The organism is Paenibacillus sp. FSL K6-2859 (assembly GCF_038008265.1).
Lineage (GTDB): Bacteria > Bacillota > Bacilli > Paenibacillales > Paenibacillaceae > Paenibacillus_AQ > Paenibacillus_AQ nitricinens.
Window position 1 is genome coordinate 1021317 of the sequence record NZ_JBBOYU010000001.1, and the last position, 22608, is coordinate 1043924.

The window sequence follows — 22608 nt, forward strand, 5'->3', positions numbered from 1 at the left end:
TTCTATTGCACAAAGTGCAATCTGGGGGATAATTACACATCCGGGCAGCCCGTTAATTTGGGCTACATAACCCCCGAACAATGTTAAGACCATAAGAGTACAATTCAGGTTTCTCCCGGAAAGGAAGTATAATGATGCAGAGAAAAATCAATCTGCTCCTGCTCTTCTTCAGTCTGATCGGCGGCGGGGTCGCCTTTCTTTTTGGCGAGTGGCTGCTAAGCTGGTACAACGAGCTGCCTTCGATCCTACTCGTAGGCATTTATTTTGCCATAGTAGCACTCGGTATCGGCATCGGCTGCCTGCTAGCAGAAATGATCTCGCCACGGCTGAACGGAGCCTCATGGAAGCAGCGCTACCTAGGACTTTCCTGGAAGCTCCTGCCACTGATGATTGTCCTTGCACTTGGAGTTGGAGCATTAACAGAATTCGTTTATGAGCTGAATTTTGGCGGTGCTAAACCGGTTAAGAATGTTGTAATGGCTATTGATGACTCTGGCAGTATGGCGCAGAGTGATCCTGATAACAGCCGTTATTCAGCCGCTAAGGCGTTAATTGCGAGAATGGACAATGATAATCAGGTAGCGGTGGTGACCTTTAACCACGAAGCAGTAGTCGTCCAGCCGTTAACACCACTCTCGAATTCGCAGAATCGTGAGAAGGTGCTAACGTCCATTGATAATCTGAAGCCAACTGAGGGCGGCACGAACATTAGTGGTGCGATCTCGGAAGCACTTAAGGAGATAGACAGTGACGGCAGAAAAAATCAAGGCGCTATGGTCATTTTGCTGTCGGACGGAGTCAGTAATTTCGACACCTCACGAGAATTACAGACCTATATAGATCGTGGCATTGCCGTAAATACCATTGGCCTGGGGATGCAGGATCCTGCCGGTACCCAGTTGCTGCAGGATATTGCGAAACTAACGGGCGGTCACTATTATGATGTGACAGATACGGCTCTTTTGGGTGATGTATTCCAGCAAATCTATGATCGGTTGGGAGATCGAACATTGCTTACGGTGCGCAGTGATGCTACAGCAGATAGTCCATACTATGCTGCAGTTCGTATTTTGTCGCTGATGCTAATCGGTGCTGCACTTGGACTCGGTCTTGGTATTATGTTTGATAACCGTCATCTAGCAAAAAGCTTCGGGATTGGCGGCGTAATTTCAGGGTTGTTCGCAGGGCTTATTCTGGAATTTGGACTTAGCGGACATCATTTCACGGACGGACTTATTCGCCTTCTAGCTGTTCTTATATTGGCTGCAATCATCTCGTTATTTACAGGCGTCATTCCGGTAGGAGAAGGACGTATTTACCGTAATAGAAGAAACAATGCGGCGCCTACTCCACCGTCAGAAAGCTTTCCTGATCGACGGAGAAATCGGAACAGCAAAGGATTCTAGTAGTTGAAAGGGGCTTACAGTAATGAGGTACGCCGAGGATAATACTTCCGCTCTGGTAATAACGGATGTGACCTCTCAAGTGGATGACCGGTTCTGTACGCTGAGATGGCGCTGGCCGGACGGTGTGCAGGCGGTGTACATCCATAAGACCTCCGCAGAAGAGGCTTCTATTGGCACCGGGGATATTCCTCCGGCCGGAATGAAGCTCTATACTCGTGAGGAATACAAATCAAATAATGGATACCGTGATCGATTGGATGAGATCGGCCTAATCTCCTATACCATATACGCTCGCCTTGCTGATAACGGAGAGACGCTGCTGGTGAGGCAAAGTGATGGTGCGAACCGTATGGTGGTCAGTGCAGGCAAAGCCAGAATCTATTATTCCATTCAACAAAAAAGAGGATTATTCGGCAAACAAAAGACCGTACATATGGCGATTACGGCAGAAGTTCCAGTGGCTCGAGATGTCCTCTGTTATGTTAAGAAACGGGGAGGACATCCGGCAGGGAAAGAGGATGGTATTCTCTTTCCCTTTGTACAGGATTTCGCCCCTGGACGCAATGTACTCCCGCCGATTGAGATCGGTAAGGATGATTTTGTACGCATCTTTTTCACCGACGGTCCTAAGTATGGGCTTTATTACGATTTGGTGCCGGAGTAAAACCAGTCTATGCGTACAAGCGAGAGTTGGACATTGCCTGTCCATAGCAAGATACGCAGATACAACTTTTGGGAGGATGAGTAGATGTCTTTTTTTAGCCGTTTTATGAAAAAGAATCAGCCGGAGCCAAGGCCGCTTTTTTATGATATTGTGTGTCCGTATTGCTTCACTAAGTTCTCTCCGGAGGATGTAGTCTTCCGGGCTATGCATAGCCGAGAGGACGATGAGAATTACGCGCTGGGCGAAGATGATGCCTTGAATAAATACCGTGAGCGCTTTGGGCTTGATACGGTGGATGACATAGAAGCAATCATTAATCCGGCGGATATTCCGGAAGAATACCATCATTATACCGATCATGTGTTAACAGGGCTTACGGATCGTTATGGCGTGCTCACACGCAGACGGCTATGTCCATCCTGTCATAACGAGCTGCCTGTGACTGCAGGTAAGGTTCCGAGTAACATTATCTCGATTATCGGAGCTTCCCAAGTCGGGAAGTCGGTATACATGACCGCGCTGATTCATACCTTGCAGCATACGACAGCTGGTCATTTCGATGCCGCTTGTATGCCGCTCAACGCGGAGATTAGCCGTAAGTTCCGTACGCTCTATGAAGAACCGCTGTTTGAACGCGGGGATCTGCTAGCTTCCACACAGAAGGAGAAAATGCAGGAGCCGTTTATCTTTCAATTTGTTTTTAAGGATGAAGAAAAGCCGCCGCTGACACTTGTGTTCTTTGATGTAGCGGGTGAGGGCATGGTGGATCAGGATTATCTCGGACTACACGGTCAGCATATTAAGAACTCTGCCGGTATTCTGTTTATGGTCGATCCGCTGCAAATCCGTTCAATCCGTGAGAAGATTCATATTAACATCGGTGATCGCCCGGGCGAATGGGTCTCGCAATATGACGAGCCGCGTGATGTTGTGCTGACGATGTTCGGTGATTTTATCGCTTATCAGGAAAAGAGCAAAACTGACATTCCAACAGCAGTCGTTCTTGCGAAAAGTGATATGCTGCATTCGCTAAAGGATGAGGATGGCGATTACATCAAGTCCAACAGTAATGTGTTCAATAACTATGTCCATCGCAAAACATTGAATATGGATGAATTCCATAACATCGACGGAGAAATTCGCAGATTTATTGGTAAGGTGGACAGACCTTTTAAAGATACGATGGATGTGTACTTCTCGAATACGGGCTATTTTGCGGTTTCTGCGTTGGGCAGTAATCCTGTGAATCAGAAGATTGAGGGTGTAGTAAGCCCGATTCGCGTAGACGAGCCGTTTATTTGGCTGCTGCACAAGCTGAAGTATATTGAGGGGAGCGACGGCCCGTGAATGTTTTCTCAGGGTCTAAGATCGCCCAACAAATGTATACCCGCGAACGACGCGGATTGTTTCGTTCCACTGAAGGTTTTGATACAGTAGCGAAATCGGACAGCCTGGACAATAATTTTATCAAAAAAACATTACATCCCTTCTGCCTCTACGATGCACCGGCAGAGCTTACCGCGCGTGGAGAAAAGGATGAATCTGCATATCCTAGTGCGCTGCATCTGTTCCATGCGGAAAATGGTGACACGGTTATTGGAAAAAGTCATTATCAAGCGACGGATTTTACGGGCCAGCGGAGCGCCTTTTTTGCACATAACTTTGTAGTTCCGGCCTCACGTTCAGAGGAGATTGTTCAGAGCTACGGGGACTTTCTGCATGCGGATTTCGCAAAAAGCTATGAAGGAGAGCTGGGCGGCACCTTGCCGGAGCTGTCAGCTATTCCAGTTATACGTACAGATCGTCGCCCTGATCCTATAGCGGGATTACGCTTGTTAGGGATTGATGAAGGGATATTTAAGGCATTGCTGCAAGCGGTGATGCTCTCTGTGGCAGGTAAGAAAAAAATCTATATCGCTCTAAATGTACCTATCACGGAGCTGTCTGCACGTGCGGTGGAGCTTACAGAAATTTTATATAGCGTGCTGCCATATGAATTCCGCCGCAGATTAGGCGTCATTACTTATGCTAATGAACCGCAAAGCCGTAAATATATTCATCTTAGTTTTGTGGAAAAAGGTTCGCTCCGTCCCGGTGATCGCAGCATCGAGAAGGACTTCACCTTCGATTTGGTTACAGGCCGGATGGGAAATGTAGATTTTGGCGAGTCCCGTCAGCCGTATGCTGATCTGGTTTGGAAGCTGTTACTTCTGAATCCGGGGGATCTCGACGATTTCGTAAGTTTTGCCGATCAGATCCTGCGTGGAGAAAGTCCTGAGCATAAACTATCGCTCGCTCTCTATAATGAGTTAGCCGTATTTTATGAGATTGAGCAGGGGAATGAGCACTTATATACAGAGAATAAGAGCGCGGTGCTGAGTGGTTTGCTCTCTTATCTTAAAGCTGAGGGTGCGATTCATTCCAGAATCCGACTGAATGATATTTTCTTGGAGCGGTTCGACAGAGAATTTGATTTAGTCCGGCAAAGGAATGTCCCGGATCCTGCAATTATGGAGTGCTTTAAGGATTATTTTATTCTCAAGGATCATAATTACAAAGCCAGAATCGTTGATTATTTCATTAATGGAATGCTTCATAGCGTGGAAGCGGGACGCAAAGATGTTCTTAATGAAGCTTACGGTATCATTGAGAGTAATGATGAGCTGAGTGTTGCTTTTTTCCAACGGGTAATGTCTGAATCGTATTTCCGTAAGCAGCTATTAGAGCCTTATATGGAATCAAGACTAGTTGCTGCATCTAAATCTGTGGATATTCTGAATTTTGTACTCCATTGGGGCCGTTTTCTACCGGCTGCGTTAGAGCAGCCTTTTGCTCAGGATGCAGTAAGGGATTACTTGCTAGAAAAGCTACAACTGGAGACTGATCCGGTTGCTGCGGTGGCGGAAATTCATGGCACTGTAGATAAAGCAGAGAAAGATCGACGTAGAGGGACAGGCGTATCTCCTAAAGTACTTTCGCTTATGCTGGAGCTTGCCGCGTCTGCTGATAGATTCTTGTTGAACCGCCTCTCCCTTACTGAAATGACGCAGGAAGAGTTACTTGAGGTTGTTTTCTTACGTTATGGAAATGTTGTGGAGTGGCAGCCCCCACTAGATAGAATTAGCAAGCAGAAAGAAAATGCACTCCGCGCTGCGTATCGCTGGTTTGGTGAAGAGAAGCCGAATGAAGAGATTTTTGCAGGCTTATCTCCAAAGGAATTGGACGATGTACAGCTGCTCGGTCGCCGTTTACTGAAGGAAGCTAGAGTGCTAGAGCCTTTTGAACGTCTGCCTCTAGCTTTCTACTACACTAGTCAGCGGGAGGGTGGTCCGCTGGATTATGACGCACTCCTGGAATTAGTAAAGCATAAAGCCGGTACCGATAAGGATGTTATCTATCGATTCTTTGCATGGTCTCAAGGGAATTCTTTATTTTCGATATCGAATAAAAAGCTTTATCCGGGTTATCGCCGGGCGATTCTGAAGTATTTCCAGAGCAGTGACCGCGAAGCCTTCAAGAATCGTGAGTTCCGTAAAAGCTATGTCGCTACAGCACGGCCTGCTCTTCAAAATGTGTACAATGAAGCTCGCGCTCAGCTTGCTTCCCCGCTGGCGCGCTGGATCAGCCGCAGTCGATTTCGACTCCTGATTTCCGGTTCCATCACGGGCATTCTGGTGATTGTCGCAATTATTGTATTCAGTATGCTGCGTCCGGAAGATCCAAAGACGGCTCTACCGGGGACAAGCCCTGAGCCGACAGCCGTTCAGAGTGCAGGCAATGAACTGCCTCCGGCTTCAGTATACTTGAAGGAGCAGAGTGTCGAAGGAGATAAGGGAAGCAGCATATTGGTGTTCACGTTTGCTAAAGCAGATGATTGTGTGCAATTTAATCCGACGGAGATTAGTCTGATGACTTCATCCAATGTGGTGGATAAGACCTTTAAGGTCGCTGCTAGCAATGGAACGTGTCCAGTTCCGTCAGCGGATGCCACAGGCACTGCTGTTGAACCGGCTGAAGATGCGGAGGCTACTAACGCAGGAGCCGATGCGGATAATAACACAGTTGGGTCATCCGCGACAGCTGTCACAGAAGGGGTACAGCCATCCTATCAGGTGGAGGTTACCTTAGAACCGGGAGCGACCATCGTAGAGAAAAGTATGATCAAGGCGGGAAGATTTACATTGATTGTAGATCCCGCTCCAAAGGATGCACTGGGTGTTAACCCAAGTGCTGAACCTTCGCCAACGGCAAGTCCGGAAGGAACAGCTGAATAAAGGAATTTCTGATCAGCAGAACGATGCCGAAAGGTTTGGTTCTGCTGTTCTTTTTTTGTTACTCAAACAAAGCTTTTCTATAGACATGCTATGTATTAATAGATATGATTATGAAAATAAGGTTATACCGCCCTTTATAGGGGCGGTCTTTATGTTGTGCGCTCTTATTTTATGTAGTATCCATTCCTTTATAGAAAGAGGTTGAACAATGAAGAAAGTAGTCACCTCCAAGTTTTTCGTACTTGGACTGGCCATATTTATGGTCATTTCAATTTTAGGAACATCCCTTGCTCCGGCAGGAACCATCTTTGCAGAGGCAGGTGTTAGCACCGGACTAGATGAATCTAACGATGCAGCTGCTCAGGCGGAGCGAATTAACGTTGCGGATGCGACCTATACAGCTGCAGAGTTTATTTTAAAGGGTGGCGTGCAGTCGGATTGGCAAGCGATTGGACTGGCTCAAGCGGGATATAAACTGCCTGCGAGTTATAGCCTATCCCTTGAGAAAAAGGTGAAGGATGCAGAGGGCAATTTCGCGAACGTAACGGATTATGCGAGAATTGTACTCGCAGTAAGAGCAATTGGTGCTGATCCTACCAACTTTGCTGGAAGCGGAACAACACCTGGCTATAACTTAATAGAGAAGATCTATAATCATGACAAAATCAGTGGACAGACACTTAATAATCCAGTATATGCTTTGCTCGCACTGGACTCTGGTAAATATAATATTCCATATAACGCGAAATGGACTGCGGATAAGCTCATTGCTGAAATTCTCTCCAAGCAAAATCAAGATGGTGGCTTTGCCTTAACGACAGGTGCGAGTGAGCCAGATATGACAGCGATAGCTTTAACCGCTCTAGCGGCGCATAAGCGTAATCCAGAAGCTTACACAGCAGGGCTACAAGCCGTATCTTGGCTATCTAATGCTCAGGATAGTCATGGAGGTTACGGAGATAGTGCTGAGAGCGCTGCACAAGCTATTCTAGGTCTCACATCCTTCGGTGTAGACCCAAGTGGATTAGAATATACCAAGAATAAAGTGAATCTGATGGGTAACCTGCTGAGCTACCGTCTAGCTGACGGAAGCTTCGCGCATAGCCGTGACGGAAGCAGTAATATTCTAGCTACAGAGCAGGGCCTTCAGGCGCTTGTAGCTTACAATCTACTCTATAAAGGCAGTAACAGTAAATTATACGATTTTTCTAAGTCATCCGTTCAGAATGCCTTAATCTATGCACCTGTTACTGTAGAGGGTCCTAAGAGTACTTTAGTACAGGGATATGGATATGCCAGTAACGTGCTTGGTGCACTAGAGAAGTTGGCTCTTCAGACGAACTTGCCGATCACGAATCCTTCCGGTGCATATGTCACTGGAATTGGAAACATTTCCGCTGGAAGCTACGGCGGCTATGACGGATGGATGTATGCCGTATCCCGTAACTCTCAATGGATCAACCCTGATGTTGGAATGAGTGATTTTGCGCTTAAAGATTCAGATCAGGTGCTGGTTTATTATGCTGGAGATGATACTAAACTTGTAGATTCGGTAACGGTGTCTAAACCAAGCCCTAAAGAGGGCGATTCTTTTACTGTAGTAGTGACTAGTAAGACATGGAAATGGGACGCTGTAACGAATACGTCCTCCCCGGTAACTGCCAAAGCTTCTGCCGTTCAGGTCCAAATTGGAAATCGCATCGTAACAACGAATGCTAAAGGCGAGGCGTTATTCTCAGGGAATGTTCCGGCAGGTGATTACAAGCTGACAGTAACAGGCTATCGTGAAGGAAAAGCACCATCGATAGCTAAATATACGCAAGATCTAAAGGTAATTCCTAAGAATGTAACGGCTTCACTTACCGTTGAGGGTCCGCAAGGATTGATCGGTGAGGGGACTTTAAAGGCTTCCAATGCGCTTGAAGCTTTGCAGCAATTGGGGTTATCCAATGATTTTAAAGTAGATATCACGAAATCGTCGTATGGTAATTTTGTATCGGGCATTCATGGGGTTACTCAAGGCCTTTATGATGGCTGGTGGAGCTTCGTAGTATGGCGTAGCGGCGAATGGATCTATCCAAGTGTGGGTATGGATGCTTTTGAATTACAGGAATCGGACCGTGTTCTTGTATATTATGCCGGAGAAACCACACAGGTTGTTGATACTGCGGTTGTATCCTCTGTACAGCCGAAGCCGGGTGAAGCTTTCACAGTAACAGTTTCTCAGAAACAATGGGTGTGGAATAAGGATACCTTTACTTCTGATCCAGTGACTTCTCCAGCCGCTGGTGTGCAGGTCTTGATCGGTGATCAGAAGGCGATCACAAATCCTAAGGGGGTAGCTGCATTTGACCAAGGTCTACCATCGAATACCTATACGATCATTGTTACCGGATATGTTAAGGATAGTGTGCCTAGTGTGGCGCGTTATACTCAGTCCCTAAACATTCCTTCAGATGTTATTGCTCCTGTTAAAGCTACGGCTACCATTTCAGTCGTTGGGGATAACAAGAAGGGTACGATTCTGAACAGTACAACAGTATCGCTAAAAGAAGGTGAAACAGCTTATAGCTTATTGATTAGTCAATTGGGCGATAAGGTAGTATCATCCGGAAACGCTGGAAGTAAATACGTGAAATCTATAAATGGTTTGTCCGAATTTGATGGCGGACCTAGCAGTGGATGGAAGTATAAGACGAATAGAGATGCTGATCCAAGTATCAGTGCGGACAGCTACATTTTAGAGAACGGTGATATATTATATTGGTACTATTCATTGGGTGAATAAGTACGATTGATTATTCGTTAGACGGACACTACGATTCGGAGTATTAGCGGATCTAGTGTCCGTTTTTCTTTTCATTCGTTGCATTATTTGACAAGAGAAACTTTTTTTCGACATTTTATTCATGATTTTATTTAAAAATCATCACACTATTCGCCTTTCTTACCGATAAAAATAGATAGTTAGTAAGATCATGAGAAGGCGGAATGCAGATGAAGAATATGAAAGTAAAATTTAAAATTGGGATTCTATTGGTATTTTCTGTAGTTATGTTGAACATTGTGGGGGTAACTGGCTTTATCACTTTGGACAAAATGGCCAAAAAAACAACAGAGACGTATAATGAAAACTTGTTGCCTGTTTCTTACGTGGGACAAATGCGTACAAACAATCGGGCAATTGAAGCTTTTCTCTTGGAGCGCTTGATTAGCGTTGATGTAAACAAGAACAAACAACTGAAAGAGAGCATTACGGAGAAAGTGCAGGAAAATAATAATCTTTTGAACAAGTTGAAGACCGTCCAGTACAAAGATAGTACGGTAGTGAGTAAAATAAAGGAATATGAGTCCTCCTTAACAGACTATCGTGCACAAAGAGACAGTATTATTCAGATTGCGGATAGCAAAGGTAGTCAAGAGGCCTTTCAAGTATTCACAGGTGAGTTTAGTAATTCTCGTGAGAAAATGATCAATATGCTTAAAGGAATAAGCGATTCGCTGCTAAAGGGAGCTGGAGATCATAATTCAGAGTCTACGGCTACCGCTAAGAGCATGAAGACTAAAAGTATAGTGTTGATAACGTTCTCTTGGATCATTTGTATCGTGCTTAGCGTTGCAATCATTCGACTGATTACGAAACCTCTTAAGGAACTGCAAAGTTTAATGAAGCGGGCGGAAAATGGAGATTTAACCGTCACGGCAACGTATACCGCTAAGGATGAAATCGGCCAAATTAATAGCTCATTTAACAATATGCTGGAGAGCTTACGGAAGATGATGCAAGGCATTGCGGAGAGTGCAGAATTGTTATCAGCCTCATCGCAAGAGATGAGCGCTAGTGCGGAGCAGACCTCGCTGGCTTCGCAAATGATCGCCGAATCTTCAGGAGAGATTGCAGCGGGGTTTGATGAACAGACGGAAAGCATTGATCGTACCTCTCAGTCTATACAAGCTATGACCAATAATATTTCGGCCGTAGAAAGTAGCAGTTTTGAAATGTCCGACCTTATGGGAGTCGCTTCTGGTTCAACAGATCGTGGGGTAATCGCTGTAGATAACATCATTGAACAGATGAAGGAAATCGACTCCGGCGTAACTCAGAGCCAAGAGATTATTAGTAACCTCGGGCATCTGTCTCAGGATATAAATACAATTATTACTACGATTAACGGAATTGCAACACAGACGAACCTGCTGGCGCTTAATGCTTCTATCGAAGCAGCGAGAGCTGGAGAACATGGACGCGGCTTTGCTGTAGTTGCTGGAGAAATTCGGGGTCTTGCAGAAGCGACGAGAAACAGTTCACTGAAAGTAACAGATATTATTACGCATATTCAAAAGCAAACTGAAAGAGCAGTAGAATCAATGGCTTTCGGCTCTGAGCTAGTCTCTATCGGCGTTGCTCAAAGTCAGCTCGTATCTCAAGCGTTTCATGAGATTCAAAGTTCTATTAAAGAAGCTACGCTGCAGACGGAAGAGATTAGAGAGGCGGTTGCGCATGTCTCCTTAGAGTCACAAGGTGTGGCGGCAGCAATGGTGCAGGTCAATGCTATATCCAATAAAGGGGCAGTGGGTGTTCAGGACACCAGCGCAGCTAGTCAGCAGCAACTGTCTGCTATGGAGGAAATGTCCGCATCAGCTCAGTATTTAGCGGTGCTGGCGGAAGATCTGCAGAAGACTTTAGCGCAATTTAGATTATAACGCGAAATGAAAAAAAAAGGACGTCCCAGAGCCATTTAGGCTTTGGAGACGTCCTTTTGTGTGTTATTGAATGGAGTTAAGCATACCAGCCCCATACGAAGATGAAGAGCGTACCAAAGATCGTAACTAAGCCAACGAATAAGGCATAGGCGATATTGATGTAGAGTTCTTTCTTGGTATCAGCTGATTCCCCAATATGCATGAACAGGAAGAGCTGCAGGGAAGCCTGAATGAGCGCTGTAATAAGCAGGATAGCCATGTTCGCACTATTAGATAGATCAAGGTAGATTACAGCAAGTGCAGCCACAGAAAGGACAAGAGAGGCTAAGAAACCCATCACATGGCGAATTGGAAACAGTTGCTTCATCATGCTACATCAGTCCTTTCAGATAGACGAAGCTGAAAATAAAGATCCAGACAACGTCCAAGAAATGCCAGTACAGCGAGAAGATAAAGGATTTATTGGCCGTAGCCGGAGTAATACCTTGACGCTTCAACTGGATTAAGATAGCCGCACCCCAAAGGAACCCGAACGATACGTGAGCTCCGTGTGTTCCCAGCAGTACAAAGAGACTGGATAGGAATCCGCTGGTTTGAAGTGTAGCCCCTTCGTGAACATAAGTGACAAACTCCGTGATTTCAATACCAAGGAAGCCAAGACCCATTAACAGGGTTAGTCCGAAAAAGACCATCATAGCTTTTTGGTAACCATGCCGCATAGCATGAACTGCAAGACCGATCGTAAATGAGCTTGTCAACAGCAGTAATGTTTCGATCATCACTGGACCAATTTCAAAAAGGTCCGGCCCGCTAGGGCCGCTGGCAAAACGGTCTACCATTACAAAGTAAACAGTGAACAACGTAGCGAACAGTGCAATCTCTGCTCCTAGAAAGACCCAGAAGCCAAAGATTTTATTACTATTCTCTTCTGTTGAGTATTCAAGCGGCTTAGACGCATCTATTTTCATATTGTCTCACCCCGCAATTTCTTTTCAGTAGCAATAACTTCTTCTGCAGGGATGTAGAATCCGTGATCCCGATCGAAGGACATAGCAGCTAGAACGATGAGGATACCTACTCCAGAGAGGATGGCCGGAATCCAGAGACTGAATACCAGAGAGAATCCTGCAATGAAGAAGATAACACCCAGAATAAATGGTTTGCCTGAATTACTAGGCATATGAATCTTAGTAATCTTGTCTTCGTATAAAGGTACGTTGTCTTGTTTAGAGAACCAGTAGGCATCGCGTGTTTTTACGGTTGGAACCACTGCGAAGTTGTAAGCCGGAATCGGACTTTTCGTTGCCCACTCCAGAGTACGTGCATCCCATGGATCTCCATTTGTATCTCTTGGTTCATAACGTGTACTCCAGTAGATGTTATACACCAGAATTACAAATCCGACTGTAAGACCTATCGCCCCTATGAACGAGACCATACTGAGCGGACCAAATCCGGTATCCGCAGAATAAGTGTATTGTCGACGTGTCATTCCCTTAAGTCCGAGAAGGAATAGTGGGAAGAACGATACGTTAAAGGAAATAATAATCCACCAGAAGGCATGTTTACCAAGGCGTTCGTTCAAACGGAAGCCGAATACTTTAGGGAACCAATAGTGGAAACCTGCGATAACGGCGAATACAGCACCTGGAATGAGAACGTAGTGGAAATGCGCCACCAGGAACATTGTATTATGGTACTGATAATCGGCGCTGGCCATGGCCAGCATGACACCTGTTACCCCACCAATCGTAAAGATCGGGATAAAGGCGAGCGAATATAGCATCGGCGTCGTAAATGATATTCGCCCTTTTCGTAAGGTGAATAGCCAGTTGAATATTTTCACACCTGTTGGAACGGCAATGGCCATAGTAGTAATCGAGAAGAAACTGTTAACCATAGCGCCTTGACCCATTGTATAGAAATGGTGAGCCCATACTAAGAAGGACAAGAGGGAGATGATCAACATACTAAAGACCATGGATGTATATCCATACAGGTTCTTTTTGGAGAAGGTGGCGATAATTTCACTATAAATACCGAAGGCAGGTAGTACAACGATATATACTTCTGGATGTCCCCATACCCAGAAAAGGTTGGCCCATAACATATCCATACCGCCGTTGGCCATCGTGAAGAATTGAGAGCCGAATAACCGGTCGAACATCATCAAAGCGAGCGCAACCGTAAGCACTGGGAAAGCGAATACGATAATTACGTTCGTGATTAGCACGGACCATGTAAACATTGGCATTTTCATCAATTTCATACCTGGAGCACGCATCTTCAGAATCGTTACAATAAAGTTAACGCCTGTGAGGAGTGTACCGATACCAGATATTTGAAGCGCGAGCGAATAGTAGTTGTTACCCACCGTTGGGCTGAACTCTATACTTGCTAGTGGGAAGTATGCAGACCAGCCAGCATCTGGTGATCCCCCGATAACAAACGAAATGTTAAGCAGCATTGCTCCGAAGAAGAAGAGCCAGAAGCTGACGGCATTAAGACGCGGGAAGGCAACGTCTCTGGCACCGATTTGTAGCGGTACGATAACGTTCATCAAACCGATAATAAACGGCATGGCCATAAAGAGGATCATGATCAAGCCGTGTGTTGTAAATACCTCGTTGTAATGCTGTGCGTCAAGAAATTTCATGTCTGGGGCTGCCGTTTGCAGCTTCATCATAATAGCGTCAACGCCGCCGCGGAAAAGCATTAGTAGCGCAGCAAGGATATACATAACCCCGATACGTTTGTGGTCAACGGTAGTTAACCATTCGCGCCATAAATATCCCCATTTTTTAAAATAGGTTAGTCCGACGATAATCCCGATTGTAGCTAAAACAATACTTGCCATAGCCCCGTAAATCAGGGGTTCGCCGTGGACCTTAAATTTATCCCAATCCATTAGGAATCGCTCCTTTCAAGTTGCTCAATTAACATGGACTAATGTCCTTCATGTGTAGTGCTCTGTTCATCCAGTTCTGGATTAGGCTCGCTGTTAAATTCTGTCTCGCTAGATGGTGCAGGAGACGGATGAATTTCTTTATTATCCTGATGTTCCATAGTTCCATTATCCATATCCATTTCTTTACCATTATTACTCATATGGTCGCCATGATCTCCCGGAGGAGGGCTAAAGGATAAGTGAGTGTTGGTGTATGTTTTGCGTCCGACATATTCCATTTTCAAAAGATTTTTGAATTCATCTTCGGTTAATGGACCTGCTGTTTCTTTAACGTCTTTTACCCATTCTTGATAGTCCTTATCAGTCATCGCAAGGGCTTCAAACTCCATGTGGGCAAAACCCTTACCATTAAAGTTCGCATTTCTTCCGGTATAAGAACCTACAGTATCCGCTGAAAGATGCAAAGTGGTAAGCATGTCACTCATCGCATATTTCTGTCCTCCCAATTGAGGGATCCAGAGACTTGAGATCGTACCGAAAGAGTACAATCTGAACTCGACAGCGCGGTGAACTGGAATGTTCACGTAGTTCACGGTTTCAATACCTTCCTCAGGATAGCTGAAATGCCATTTCCAGTTGGAGGAGGAAGCGTAGATTACAAGCGGTTTCTGATCTTTATAATCCGCTGCAACGTTTTCTACATCTACTGTCGTTTTGACAGTGACCACGGAGAGGAATGCCACGATAATAATCGGGATTGTAATCCAGATAGCCTCCAACCATTTGTTTCCTTCCTCGTGAGGAGGAATATAATCTTCGTTACTTTTCTTAGCGCGGTACTTCAAAAGTACAAAGACATATAAGATGTAGACAACTGCTAGAACACCGAGCATCACAACAATGGAGAGGATGATCGTGTCAGACAGAGTTCTCGCAGCCGGCCCCTTCGGATTCAGAACAGCGATTGAACTGCATCCTGGCAAGAGTAAAATTAGGCTGAGAAATAAAGCGTATAACGGTCCCTTTTTGTTCATGCTTAAGCTCCTTCCTTCAATACTTCTATTAATTAACCCTCATCATTACCTTCATATATAGTAAGAACTAATGAGAAAGAAAGCAAAAGACTTATTTTTCCATCTTAGCCATAATAGACCTTAATAATGGCGATCAAGTTAAATATGTGTGATCAATTTGTTACAAGTTCCTAATGATATGATAAAGATCACTGTAGCTACGCTGTTTAATGGTTATTTATTTCTGTTCAAACTTTGTTCAATAATTTACTAAAGTTGCTAATTTGGACACATCTATTTTGTGCAAAAGGATTGGAATTTAACCATTTTTTGTTGGTGTGACAGGATTTGGTCGAAATCAGAATTTGAAGAATTTTGTCGAAATATCTGCGAACGTCGAAAAGGGTAACAAATTATTCTGTATTAAGTTACAATCTCTCAAATTTCTATCTATTAATCTATGATAATGTTATAGGTAAATATACGAGATGGGAGATTTTTTAAGATGTTTAAAAAGAAAGTGTGGCTTTTATTTATAGTACTATTCGTATGTACGGGTTTGGTACGAGAGATAGATACAGTGAATGCAGCGGGTGCGACAGGATCCCTGAAATTAGGGGTGAACGATAAATTAACTAAAATTGATGCAGTGTCGATAAAGGATACATATTATGTTTCACTGCGTGATTTGTCCCTAGAACTGAATCTGAATCTTACCCTTCAGGGTGTTGGAATTCATGTTCAAGGGAACAACGGTTCCATCGAACTGCTGAATGATCATGCAACAGCGCTTCTCCCTAATGGAAAGACTATTCCGCTGATAACATTTGTTGAAAATGGTAGAACGATGGTTCCTGTGAAGATGACTTCTCATCTTGGATTTTCAATTTCGTTTAAGCCAGCTCAATCTCTATTAAGAGTGTATAATTCCGGGGCTAAATTAGACGATGCTGCATTCGTGAACCAATATAAAAAGGATTTGCAACAAAATGTACCTACAGGGACGACAGGCACAAAGGGGAAAGTCGTATATCTTAGCTTTGATGATGGTCCATCTGCTACTACCTCTCAACTACTTGATATTTTGGCGAAGTATGATGCGAAAGCAACTTTCTTTATGTTAGGAAATAACATGAACGCACATGCGTCTCAAGTGAAACGCTTAGTGAAAGAGGGACATGCACCTGCTTTACACGGCATGACACATGTGAAAGATAAATTTTATGCTTCTCCAGCCTCTGCGTTAAAAGAGATGAATGACGATAATGCAATTCTGAAGAAGATTACGGGTCAAAGTACAACACTGATTCGTACACCTTATGGCAGTAAACCTTATTTAACAAAAGCTTATAGAGATAAGATATTAACGCAAGGGTACCATCTGTGGGATTGGAACGTTGACTCTGAGGATTGGCGATATAAGAACGATAGTAATTCTATCTATAATACAGTTATGAGAGAGGTTCATAATCTGAAGAAGAGCAGCCCGGTGATTCTAATGCATGATCAAAAGGCTACACTTAAAGTTCTTCCACGCATCCTAGAGGCACTGAAGAAAGAAGGCTATGCGTTCCGTATTATTACTTCGGATATGGAGCCTAACAATTTTTGGAACGATAAGCGCTAACTCTGATAGTAAAATTAAATCATTTTCATTGTTATGGCGACAGATTTGATCTGTCGTCTTTTTTTTGTTGTCTGAAATCTTTGTAGATTTGACACATGTAGGCTTACCTAATCTATCGACGTAGTTAATTTGTCATGTTATCATGATACTCTGATAACGTATTAGCGAACTAAAGCACACGGCGCTGTGTCAACGATGGGGGATAAAAGAGATGAAGAAGAATGCATTTTTAGTTTTATTTATGATCATGGTTATTGCAGCTTTATCAGGCTGTTCGTCTTCTGGGAGCAAGGACGGAAAGCTGGTAATCGGGATTGATGATAAGTTCGCTCCAATGGGCTTTAGAGATGAGAACAATGAAATTGTTGGGTTTGATATCGACTATGCCGGAGCTGCAGCTGAGAAAATGGGCAAAGAAATCACTTTTCAGCCTATTGACTGGTCAGCTAAGGAGTCAGAACTGAATAGTGGGCGCATTGATATGATTTGGAATGGTTATACCATCACAGATGAACGTAAGGAAAAGGTGTTATTCACAAAGCCTTATCTTGAGAATAGTCAGGTAGTAGTCGTATTAGCGGATTCCACTATATCAAAGCTTGAGGATTTGGCTGGTAAAGAGGTAGGACTTCAAAGTCTATCTTCTGCTGCCGATGCTTTAAATGCTAATCCGATTAAAGACCAAATTGCTAATCTGTCGGAATTTCCGGATAATGTGCTAGCGCTCACAGATTTGAAGACTAAGCGCCTGGACGGTGTAGTCATTGATGAAGTGGTAGCCAGATATTATATGTCAAAAGAGCCTGATACCTTTAAGCTACTAGATGAATCGCTTGCTCCTGAGCAGTACGGTATTGGAATTAAGAAAGGCAATGAGGCACTACTGGAAGAACTTCAAAAGGCTTTGGATGAAATGAACAATGACGGAACGGCTGAGAAGATCTCCACGAAGTGGTTTGGTGAGAATAAGGTATTGAAATAGCAGGTCAATATACAGAGTTTATTGGAGAAATGAAAATGGATTATATAATACAAATTTCCGGGCCGATGTTAGAAGGCGCGCGTACAACTATTTTATTGTTTCTTATTGTTATTTTGGTGTCGATTCCGCTCGGGTTCCTAGTCACTTTGATGGCGAAGAGTACGATCAAGCCCGTGGCTTGGATTGCACATACCTATATCTATGTCATGCGGGGAACACCACTTTTACTGCAATTGTTATTTTTTTGCTTTGGTTTACCACAGATTCCGGTGATTGGGCAATATCTGGTCATGGACCGCTTCGTTGCGGCGAGTCTTGGTTTTATTCTTAACTATGGGGCCTATTTCGCGGAGATCTTCCGTGGGGGTATGCTCTCCATTGATAAAGGGCAGCATGAAGCAGCTAAAGTACTCGGACTGAGTAAATGGCAAACGCTGCGCAAGGTAATTCTAGCTCAAATGTTTAGGGTAGCTTTGCCAGCCGTGGCAAATGAATCGATTTCCTTGGTCAAAGATACGGCTCTGCTGTATGCCGTTGCTGTGCCTGAGCTACTGAACTATGCAAAAACAGCAGTGAATCGAGACTTTACTGTAACCCCCTTTGTAGTGGCGGGAGTGATTTACTTACTGATGACGCTGGTGCTCACTTTATTTTTCAAAGGACTGGAGAAACGTTTTAAATTCGAGTAGAGGGACTGTCTGAATATGAGTAACATGATAGAAGTAAGTGATTTACAGAAATCCTTCGGCAAATTGGATGTGTTGAAGAAGGTTAGTTTCAATATCCAGGCGGGTGAGGCCGTCGCTGTTATAGGGCCTTCAGGTTCGGGTAAGAGTACGATGCTGCGTAGTCTAGTACATCTAGAGGAAATTACGGGTGGAAGCATCTTCATCCAAGGCAAGCCGCTCGTGGCGAATGGAAAATACGCTAGTGGAGCAAGTATTCGTGAGATCACGGCGGCCATGGGAATGGTGTTTCAACACTTTAACCTATTTCCACATTTAACGGTGCGAGGCAATCTAGAGCTAGCTCCAAGGATGTTGAAGCGAGAAAGCGTGAAGGAGATTACGGCTAGAAGCGAGAACTTACTTTATAAGGTAGGACTTGCTGAAAAAGTGGATGTGTATCCTGCAAAGCTGTCAGGTGGACAGAAGCAACGGGTTGCTATAGCGAGAGCATTAATGCTCAATCCTGATATTCTATTGTTCGATGAACCCACTTCCGCGCTTGATCCTGAACTCACGGGCGAGGTACTACGCGTCATACGTCAACTTGCTGAGGAGAATATGACGATGATTGTTGTCACTCATGAGATGAATTTTGCCCGTGATGTGGCCGATCGTGTGATTTTCATGGACAACGGTGAGATCACGGAGTCTGGAACACCTGAGCAGATTTTTGATCATCCACAGCAGGAACGCACTCGAATTTTTTTGAATCAAGAGTCGAGAGTGTGAATAGCTCAAGCTAATAAAGTGTCTATTTATGAGAAAAACCCACACAGTTATAAACCACTGTGTGGGTTTTTTTGCGTTGACATAAAGATTAAACTGTATTAATAATAGTAGTACAGTTAATACACGTCATGATGGATTTAATGCAAGACAGTGAAAGGAGGATGGTTATGTTCGAATTGGACGTTCGCAGTCGCAAGCCGATTTATGAGCAGCTGACCGATAAGGTCAAGGAGATGATTTTACATGGTATTTTGCAGACTGATGAACAACTGCCTTCGGTAAGGACATTATCCCAGCAGCTAACCGTGAATCCCAATACGATTCAGAAGGCTTACCGTGAATTGGAACGTGAGGGGTATATTTATTCACTGCAGGGGAAAGGGAGTTTTGTAGCCCCAATGAAAAAAGAACAGAATGAGATTAAAAAAGCTGAAGTACGTGATGAGTTGCTTAGACTGATGGCGGAAGCGGTATATCTTGGGTTCACCGCCGCTGAGATTAGTTCATTGTACCGACAAGTGGAAAAGCAGAGAGAAGGGGGGAAGAGTAATGATTGAGATTCGAGGAGTCAGCAAGTTATTTCAAGGGGAGAAGGCCGTTGATGATATCTCTTTAACGGTACATAAAGGGACAATTTATGGGCTGCTCGGGTCTAATGGAGCGGGTAAAACTACGCTGCTGAAGACCTTGTCAGGCATTTACTTTCCGGATAAGGGGACCGTGAAGGTGGATGGTGAAGCGGTATTCGAACACCCGACAACTAAGCAACGGGTTATTTTTATGCCGGATTCTCCTTACTTTTTCCCGCAATCCAACATGCTGCAAATGGCAGCCTTCTATCGCTCGATCTATCCGAGCTGGAATCAGAAGCGTTTTGAAGATTTGGGGACCGTCTTTCAGCTCGATAAGAAGCGTAAGCTTAGTCGTTTCTCCAAAGGGATGCAGCGGCAAGCGTCATTCTGGTTATGTTTAAGCTGTATGCCAGATGTGCTTATTATGGATGAGCCGATTGACGGGTTAGATCCGGTAATGCGACGCCAGATCAAAAACCTGCTATTTCAGGAGGTTGCTGAACGCGAGCTGACGGTAATCATTTCTTCACATAATCTTCGTGAGATCGAGGACCTATGCGATCATGTAGGGATTATGCATGGTGGTAAGATGTTGATTGAGAAGGATTTGGATGATCTTAAGGCGGACACTCATAAGATTCAAGTGGCCTTCCGAGATGAGCGGCATGAAATTCCGATATCAGCGAAGCTGCAAATTTTACATCAAGAACGCCGGGGGAGCGTGAACCTGTACATAGTAAAAGGGGATCGTGAGCGAATCAAAGCGGCCTTTCAGGTATATGAGCCATACGTATTCGATTTGCTTCCGTTGACGTTAGAAGAGATCTTTATTTATGAAATGGGGGATGTCGGATATGACGCGCAGCCGGTACTACTTTAATAGCAGTATTATTCGCCAGAACTTCCGCCAGCATGGCTGGATAGGGATTATCTATGCACTTGGCTTATTGTTCGCACTTCCACTGCAGCTGTTCATGAGCAATAATCCGAATGAGAAACCGCAGGAAATTGAACATCTATTTCGCATCGCTGGTAGTGTGCAAGCCTTGTTTATTATTACGATCCCTGTTGCAGCTGGACTCTTTTTGTTCCGGTACCTTCAAGCAAAATCACCCTCAGATCTCTTTCATAGCTTGCCTTTACGCAGAGGGCATTTATTTACAGCTCATTTGACAAGTGGACTTATATTACTGCTGTTGCCTGTTTGGTTAACTGCTGGGGTGGTTGCAGTTGTTAAGCCATGGAGTGGCAATTTTTATATTTTTCAAGGCGCAGATATTTGGCAATGGTGTATCACCGTTAGTATTTTGACTTTGTTCCTCTTCTGCTTTAGTGTTTTTGTGGGAATATGCACGGGCCAATCTATTCTTCAGGGAATTATCGTTTATATTTTGCTTATTCTTCCTGCTGTACTGATTTCATTAGGCAATAGCCATTTAGCCATGTATCTTTATGGATATGCAAATGCAAATGTAAGATTCCTAGATTCTAAATCACAGATGTGGTCTCCGTTTGTTCATATTATGTATTATTTTACCGGCAAACCATACACCAATACCGAATTATGGATCTATGGAGTATTGTCACTTTTATTTATTGGATTATCCTACCTGCTATACCGTAAACGTAATACTGAAAAAGCCGGCCAGGCTATTGCTTTTGGATATTTCAATCCACTTTTTAAAGCAGGAGTTATGTTATGTGCCATGCTTATCTCCGGAACTTATTTTGCACAAATGAAGCAACAGCAAATAGGCTGGGTGATTGGCGGATATGCCATTGGAGCCATTATTGGTTATATTGCCGCAGAAATGATTATTCGAAAAACATGGCAGATTATGACGCGTAAAGTGTTAGCCGAGTTTTCGGTTTATGCAGTAATGCTGGGGTTACTTCTGTATATTCCGGTATCAAGTGTTACGGGGTATGAAGCCAGAGTGCCTTCCGGTGAAAGGATTAGCGGTGTATATATGGGATCTAACTACCGGTGGTATACCCCAATAGATGATTATTCAACTACACCTTATATGGGACAGGATCCATTTTCGCATGATAAAGATTATATAGAAGCTGTCCGTAAGTTTCATCAAGCGGTAGTTGCAGTACGTCCAGAACATACCTCACAACAATACGTTTATGAATACTTTACTCTGGCTTATCAATTGGAGAATGGTCACAAGTTAGTGAGGGAATACTGGATCCCTAATAAGGGGTTTGAATCAGAGATCAAGGCGGTTAAGGATACTGAAGCTTTCAAGTATGAAAACTATAATTTAACTCTGTTAGACAAAGACCTGGATTATATGTGGATTACCAACAGGAATAAAAAAGTAGCCATCTCTGATCCCGGGGAAATTTCAGAGTTAAAGGAGATTATCAAGCATGAAATTTTGAATATGTCCTATGAGGTACAGGTAGATAAGGACGGAAGACCTGATGTGGCTAATATCCAAACACAGATAAAGGTAAAAGAGGTAAGTGATCGGCCATCTGTAAATTACGGTTATTATTATCCGTGGAAGTCTTCTTTCCATGAGTTAGATAAATGGATGGTCGAAAAGGGTTATACGGATAAAGTACGAACAACCGCTGAAGATATACAATCGGCAGAAATAATAAAAGATGACTATATGGATAAGCAAACACCTAAGAATCCTACTAGTCCTGAACAAAGGCTAATACTTGCACGTGAAAAGAATCGTACAATTGTTACGAAGGATAAGGCACTATTAACGGATATTGTGGATAATCAATTCAATTATGGAGTTGAAAATGGCAACTACATTGTGAAGTTGATGTACAAAGAGGGTTATAGCGATTTCGTAATGTTAAAAGCATCGGATATGACGCCTGAATTGAAGGTTTTGCTGAAATAAGCTCAGAATAAGGTAGAAGATTGCAGATAAAGACTACCGGTTTACATAAACTGGATAGTTGGAGTATGCTTTTGGAGATATGTTATTTAGGTGAAGCCTGGCCATGGACGATGGAGTCCATGGTC

Annotated in this window: 17 protein-coding genes; 13 read left to right on the plus strand and 4 right to left on the minus strand. The window is 43.8% G+C overall.

What is annotated here, in order from left to right:
* The first annotated feature begins 131 nt into the window (after positions 1 to 131).
* The 6 genes from MHB64_RS04475 (at position 132) to MHB64_RS04500 (ending at position 11048) form a co-directional block, all read left to right on the plus strand.
* Positions 132 to 1406 carry a vWA domain-containing protein gene (locus MHB64_RS04475; RefSeq protein ID WP_341133813.1) on the plus strand — a complete coding sequence of 425 codons (1275 nt, stop codon included), beginning with the start codon at positions 132 to 134 and terminating at the stop codon, positions 1404 to 1406.
* Positions 1407 to 1428: 22 nt separating this feature from the next.
* Positions 1429 to 2070 (plus strand): beta-mannanase, encoded by a 642-nt coding sequence (locus tag MHB64_RS04480; protein WP_094871508.1) that lies wholly within the window; start codon positions 1429 to 1431, stop codon positions 2068 to 2070.
* Between the two features lie 84 nt (positions 2071 to 2154).
* Complete coding sequence (locus MHB64_RS04485) at positions 2155 to 3417, plus strand: TRAFAC clade GTPase domain-containing protein (protein WP_042124368.1); 1263 nt, start codon at positions 2155 to 2157, stop codon at positions 3415 to 3417.
* Positions 3414 to 6344: a GAP1-N2 domain-containing protein gene (locus MHB64_RS04490; protein WP_341133814.1), complete on the plus strand. Its 2931-nt coding sequence runs from the start codon at positions 3414 to 3416 to the stop codon at positions 6342 to 6344. The genes MHB64_RS04485 and MHB64_RS04490 overlap by 4 nt, the downstream gene beginning before the upstream one ends.
* Positions 6345 to 6552: 208 nt before the next feature.
* A complete protein-coding gene (locus MHB64_RS04495; RefSeq protein WP_341133815.1) occupies positions 6553 to 9132 on the plus strand; it encodes a DUF4430 domain-containing protein in 2580 nt (859 codons plus the stop codon).
* A 209-nt stretch (positions 9133 to 9341) separates the two neighbouring features.
* Positions 9342 to 11048 carry a methyl-accepting chemotaxis protein gene (locus tag MHB64_RS04500; RefSeq protein ID WP_179281645.1) on the plus strand — a complete coding sequence of 569 codons (1707 nt, stop codon included), beginning with the start codon at positions 9342 to 9344 and terminating at the stop codon, positions 11046 to 11048.
* A 76-nt stretch (positions 11049 to 11124) separates the two neighbouring features.
* Here the strand turns inward: MHB64_RS04500 and qoxD are convergent, their stop codons facing one another.
* Genes qoxD through qoxA form a run of 4 tightly spaced genes read right to left on the minus strand, consistent with a single transcriptional unit; the run spans position 11125 to position 14990 of the window.
* On the minus strand, positions 11125 to 11418 hold the full coding sequence (gene qoxD / locus MHB64_RS04505) for a cytochrome aa3 quinol oxidase subunit IV (RefSeq protein ID WP_179281646.1): 294 nt from the start codon (positions 11416 to 11418) through the stop codon (positions 11125 to 11127).
* Position 11419: 1 nt separating this feature from the next.
* Positions 11420 to 12016, minus strand: coding sequence for a cytochrome aa3 quinol oxidase subunit III (gene qoxC, locus MHB64_RS04510; protein ID WP_094871514.1), 597 nt, complete (start codon positions 12014 to 12016; stop codon positions 11420 to 11422).
* The gene (gene qoxB, locus MHB64_RS04515) at positions 12013 to 13956 is read right to left on the minus strand and encodes a cytochrome aa3 quinol oxidase subunit I (protein WP_042185110.1); all 1944 of its coding nucleotides are present in this window, start codon (positions 13954 to 13956) and stop codon (positions 12013 to 12015) included. The genes qoxC and qoxB overlap by 4 nt, the downstream gene beginning before the upstream one ends.
* Positions 13957 to 13994: 38 nt before the next feature.
* Positions 13995 to 14990 carry a cytochrome aa3 quinol oxidase subunit II gene (gene qoxA / locus MHB64_RS04520; protein ID WP_094871516.1) on the minus strand — a complete coding sequence of 332 codons (996 nt, stop codon included), beginning with the start codon at positions 14988 to 14990 and terminating at the stop codon, positions 13995 to 13997.
* A gap of 484 nt (positions 14991 to 15474) precedes the next feature.
* On the opposite strand from qoxA, the gene MHB64_RS04525 reads away from it, so the two are divergent.
* The 7 genes from MHB64_RS04525 to MHB64_RS04555 all read left to right on the plus strand — a co-directional run bounded on the left by MHB64_RS04525 (position 15475) and on the right by MHB64_RS04555 (position 22483).
* Complete coding sequence (locus MHB64_RS04525; protein ID WP_280787748.1) at positions 15475 to 16596, plus strand: polysaccharide deacetylase; 1122 nt, start codon at positions 15475 to 15477, stop codon at positions 16594 to 16596.
* A 211-nt stretch (positions 16597 to 16807) separates the two neighbouring features.
* Positions 16808 to 17578, plus strand: coding sequence for an amino acid ABC transporter substrate-binding protein (locus tag MHB64_RS04530; protein ID WP_094871518.1), 771 nt, complete (start codon positions 16808 to 16810; stop codon positions 17576 to 17578).
* A gap of 29 nt (positions 17579 to 17607) precedes the next feature.
* The gene (locus MHB64_RS04535) at positions 17608 to 18267 is read left to right on the plus strand and encodes an amino acid ABC transporter permease (protein WP_341133816.1); all 660 of its coding nucleotides are present in this window, start codon (positions 17608 to 17610) and stop codon (positions 18265 to 18267) included.
* 15 nt (positions 18268 to 18282) lie between these two features.
* Positions 18283 to 19035, plus strand: a complete 753-nt coding sequence (locus tag MHB64_RS04540; RefSeq protein ID WP_445671599.1) for an amino acid ABC transporter ATP-binding protein — start codon at positions 18283 to 18285, stop codon at positions 19033 to 19035.
* A gap of 167 nt (positions 19036 to 19202) precedes the next feature.
* Positions 19203 to 19592 carry a GntR family transcriptional regulator gene (locus MHB64_RS04545; protein ID WP_094875444.1) on the plus strand — a complete coding sequence of 130 codons (390 nt, stop codon included), beginning with the start codon at positions 19203 to 19205 and terminating at the stop codon, positions 19590 to 19592.
* On the plus strand, positions 19585 to 20487 hold the full coding sequence (locus MHB64_RS04550) for an ABC transporter ATP-binding protein (protein ID WP_341133817.1): 903 nt from the start codon (positions 19585 to 19587) through the stop codon (positions 20485 to 20487). Before MHB64_RS04545 ends, MHB64_RS04550 begins: the two co-directional genes overlap by 8 nt.
* Positions 20462 to 22483 (plus strand): hypothetical protein, encoded by a 2022-nt coding sequence (locus MHB64_RS04555; RefSeq protein WP_341133818.1) that lies wholly within the window; start codon positions 20462 to 20464, stop codon positions 22481 to 22483. Before MHB64_RS04550 ends, MHB64_RS04555 begins: the two co-directional genes overlap by 26 nt.
* The last annotated feature ends 125 nt before the right edge of the window (positions 22484 to 22608 follow it).

Bases quoted from the DNA above. Each gene is read 5' to 3' on its own strand.
- MHB64_RS04475 (WP_341133813.1), top strand. From the start codon at position 132: ATGATGCAGAGAAAAATCAATCTGCTCCTGCTCTTCTTCAGTCTGATC.
- MHB64_RS04480 (WP_094871508.1), top strand. From the start codon at position 1,429: ATGAGGTACGCCGAGGATAATACTTCCGCTCTGGTAATAACGGATGTG.
- MHB64_RS04485 (WP_042124368.1), top strand. From the start codon at position 2,155: ATGTCTTTTTTTAGCCGTTTTATGAAAAAGAATCAGCCGGAGCCAAGG.
- MHB64_RS04495 (WP_341133815.1), top strand. From the start codon at position 6,553: ATGAAGAAAGTAGTCACCTCCAAGTTTTTCGTACTTGGACTGGCCATA.
- MHB64_RS04500 (WP_179281645.1), top strand. From the start codon at position 9,342: ATGAAGAATATGAAAGTAAAATTTAAAATTGGGATTCTATTGGTATTT.
- qoxD (WP_179281646.1), bottom strand. From the start codon at position 11,418: ATGATGAAGCAACTGTTTCCAATTCGCCATGTGATGGGTTTCTTAGCC.
- qoxC (WP_094871514.1), bottom strand. From the start codon at position 12,016: ATGAAAATAGATGCGTCTAAGCCGCTTGAATACTCAACAGAAGAGAAT.
- qoxB (WP_042185110.1), bottom strand. From the start codon at position 13,956: ATGGATTGGGATAAATTTAAGGTCCACGGCGAACCCCTGATTTACGGG.
- qoxA (WP_094871516.1), bottom strand. From the start codon at position 14,990: ATGAACAAAAAGGGACCGTTATACGCTTTATTTCTCAGCCTAATTTTA.
- MHB64_RS04525 (WP_280787748.1), top strand. From the start codon at position 15,475: ATGTTTAAAAAGAAAGTGTGGCTTTTATTTATAGTACTATTCGTATGT.
- MHB64_RS04530 (WP_094871518.1), top strand. From the start codon at position 16,808: ATGAAGAAGAATGCATTTTTAGTTTTATTTATGATCATGGTTATTGCA.
- MHB64_RS04535 (WP_341133816.1), top strand. From the start codon at position 17,608: ATGAAAATGGATTATATAATACAAATTTCCGGGCCGATGTTAGAAGGC.
- MHB64_RS04540 (WP_445671599.1), top strand. From the start codon at position 18,283: ATGAGTAACATGATAGAAGTAAGTGATTTACAGAAATCCTTCGGCAAA.
- MHB64_RS04545 (WP_094875444.1), top strand. From the start codon at position 19,203: ATGTTCGAATTGGACGTTCGCAGTCGCAAGCCGATTTATGAGCAGCTG.
- MHB64_RS04550 (WP_341133817.1), top strand. From the start codon at position 19,585: ATGATTGAGATTCGAGGAGTCAGCAAGTTATTTCAAGGGGAGAAGGCC.
- MHB64_RS04555 (WP_341133818.1), top strand. From the start codon at position 20,462: ATGACGCGCAGCCGGTACTACTTTAATAGCAGTATTATTCGCCAGAAC.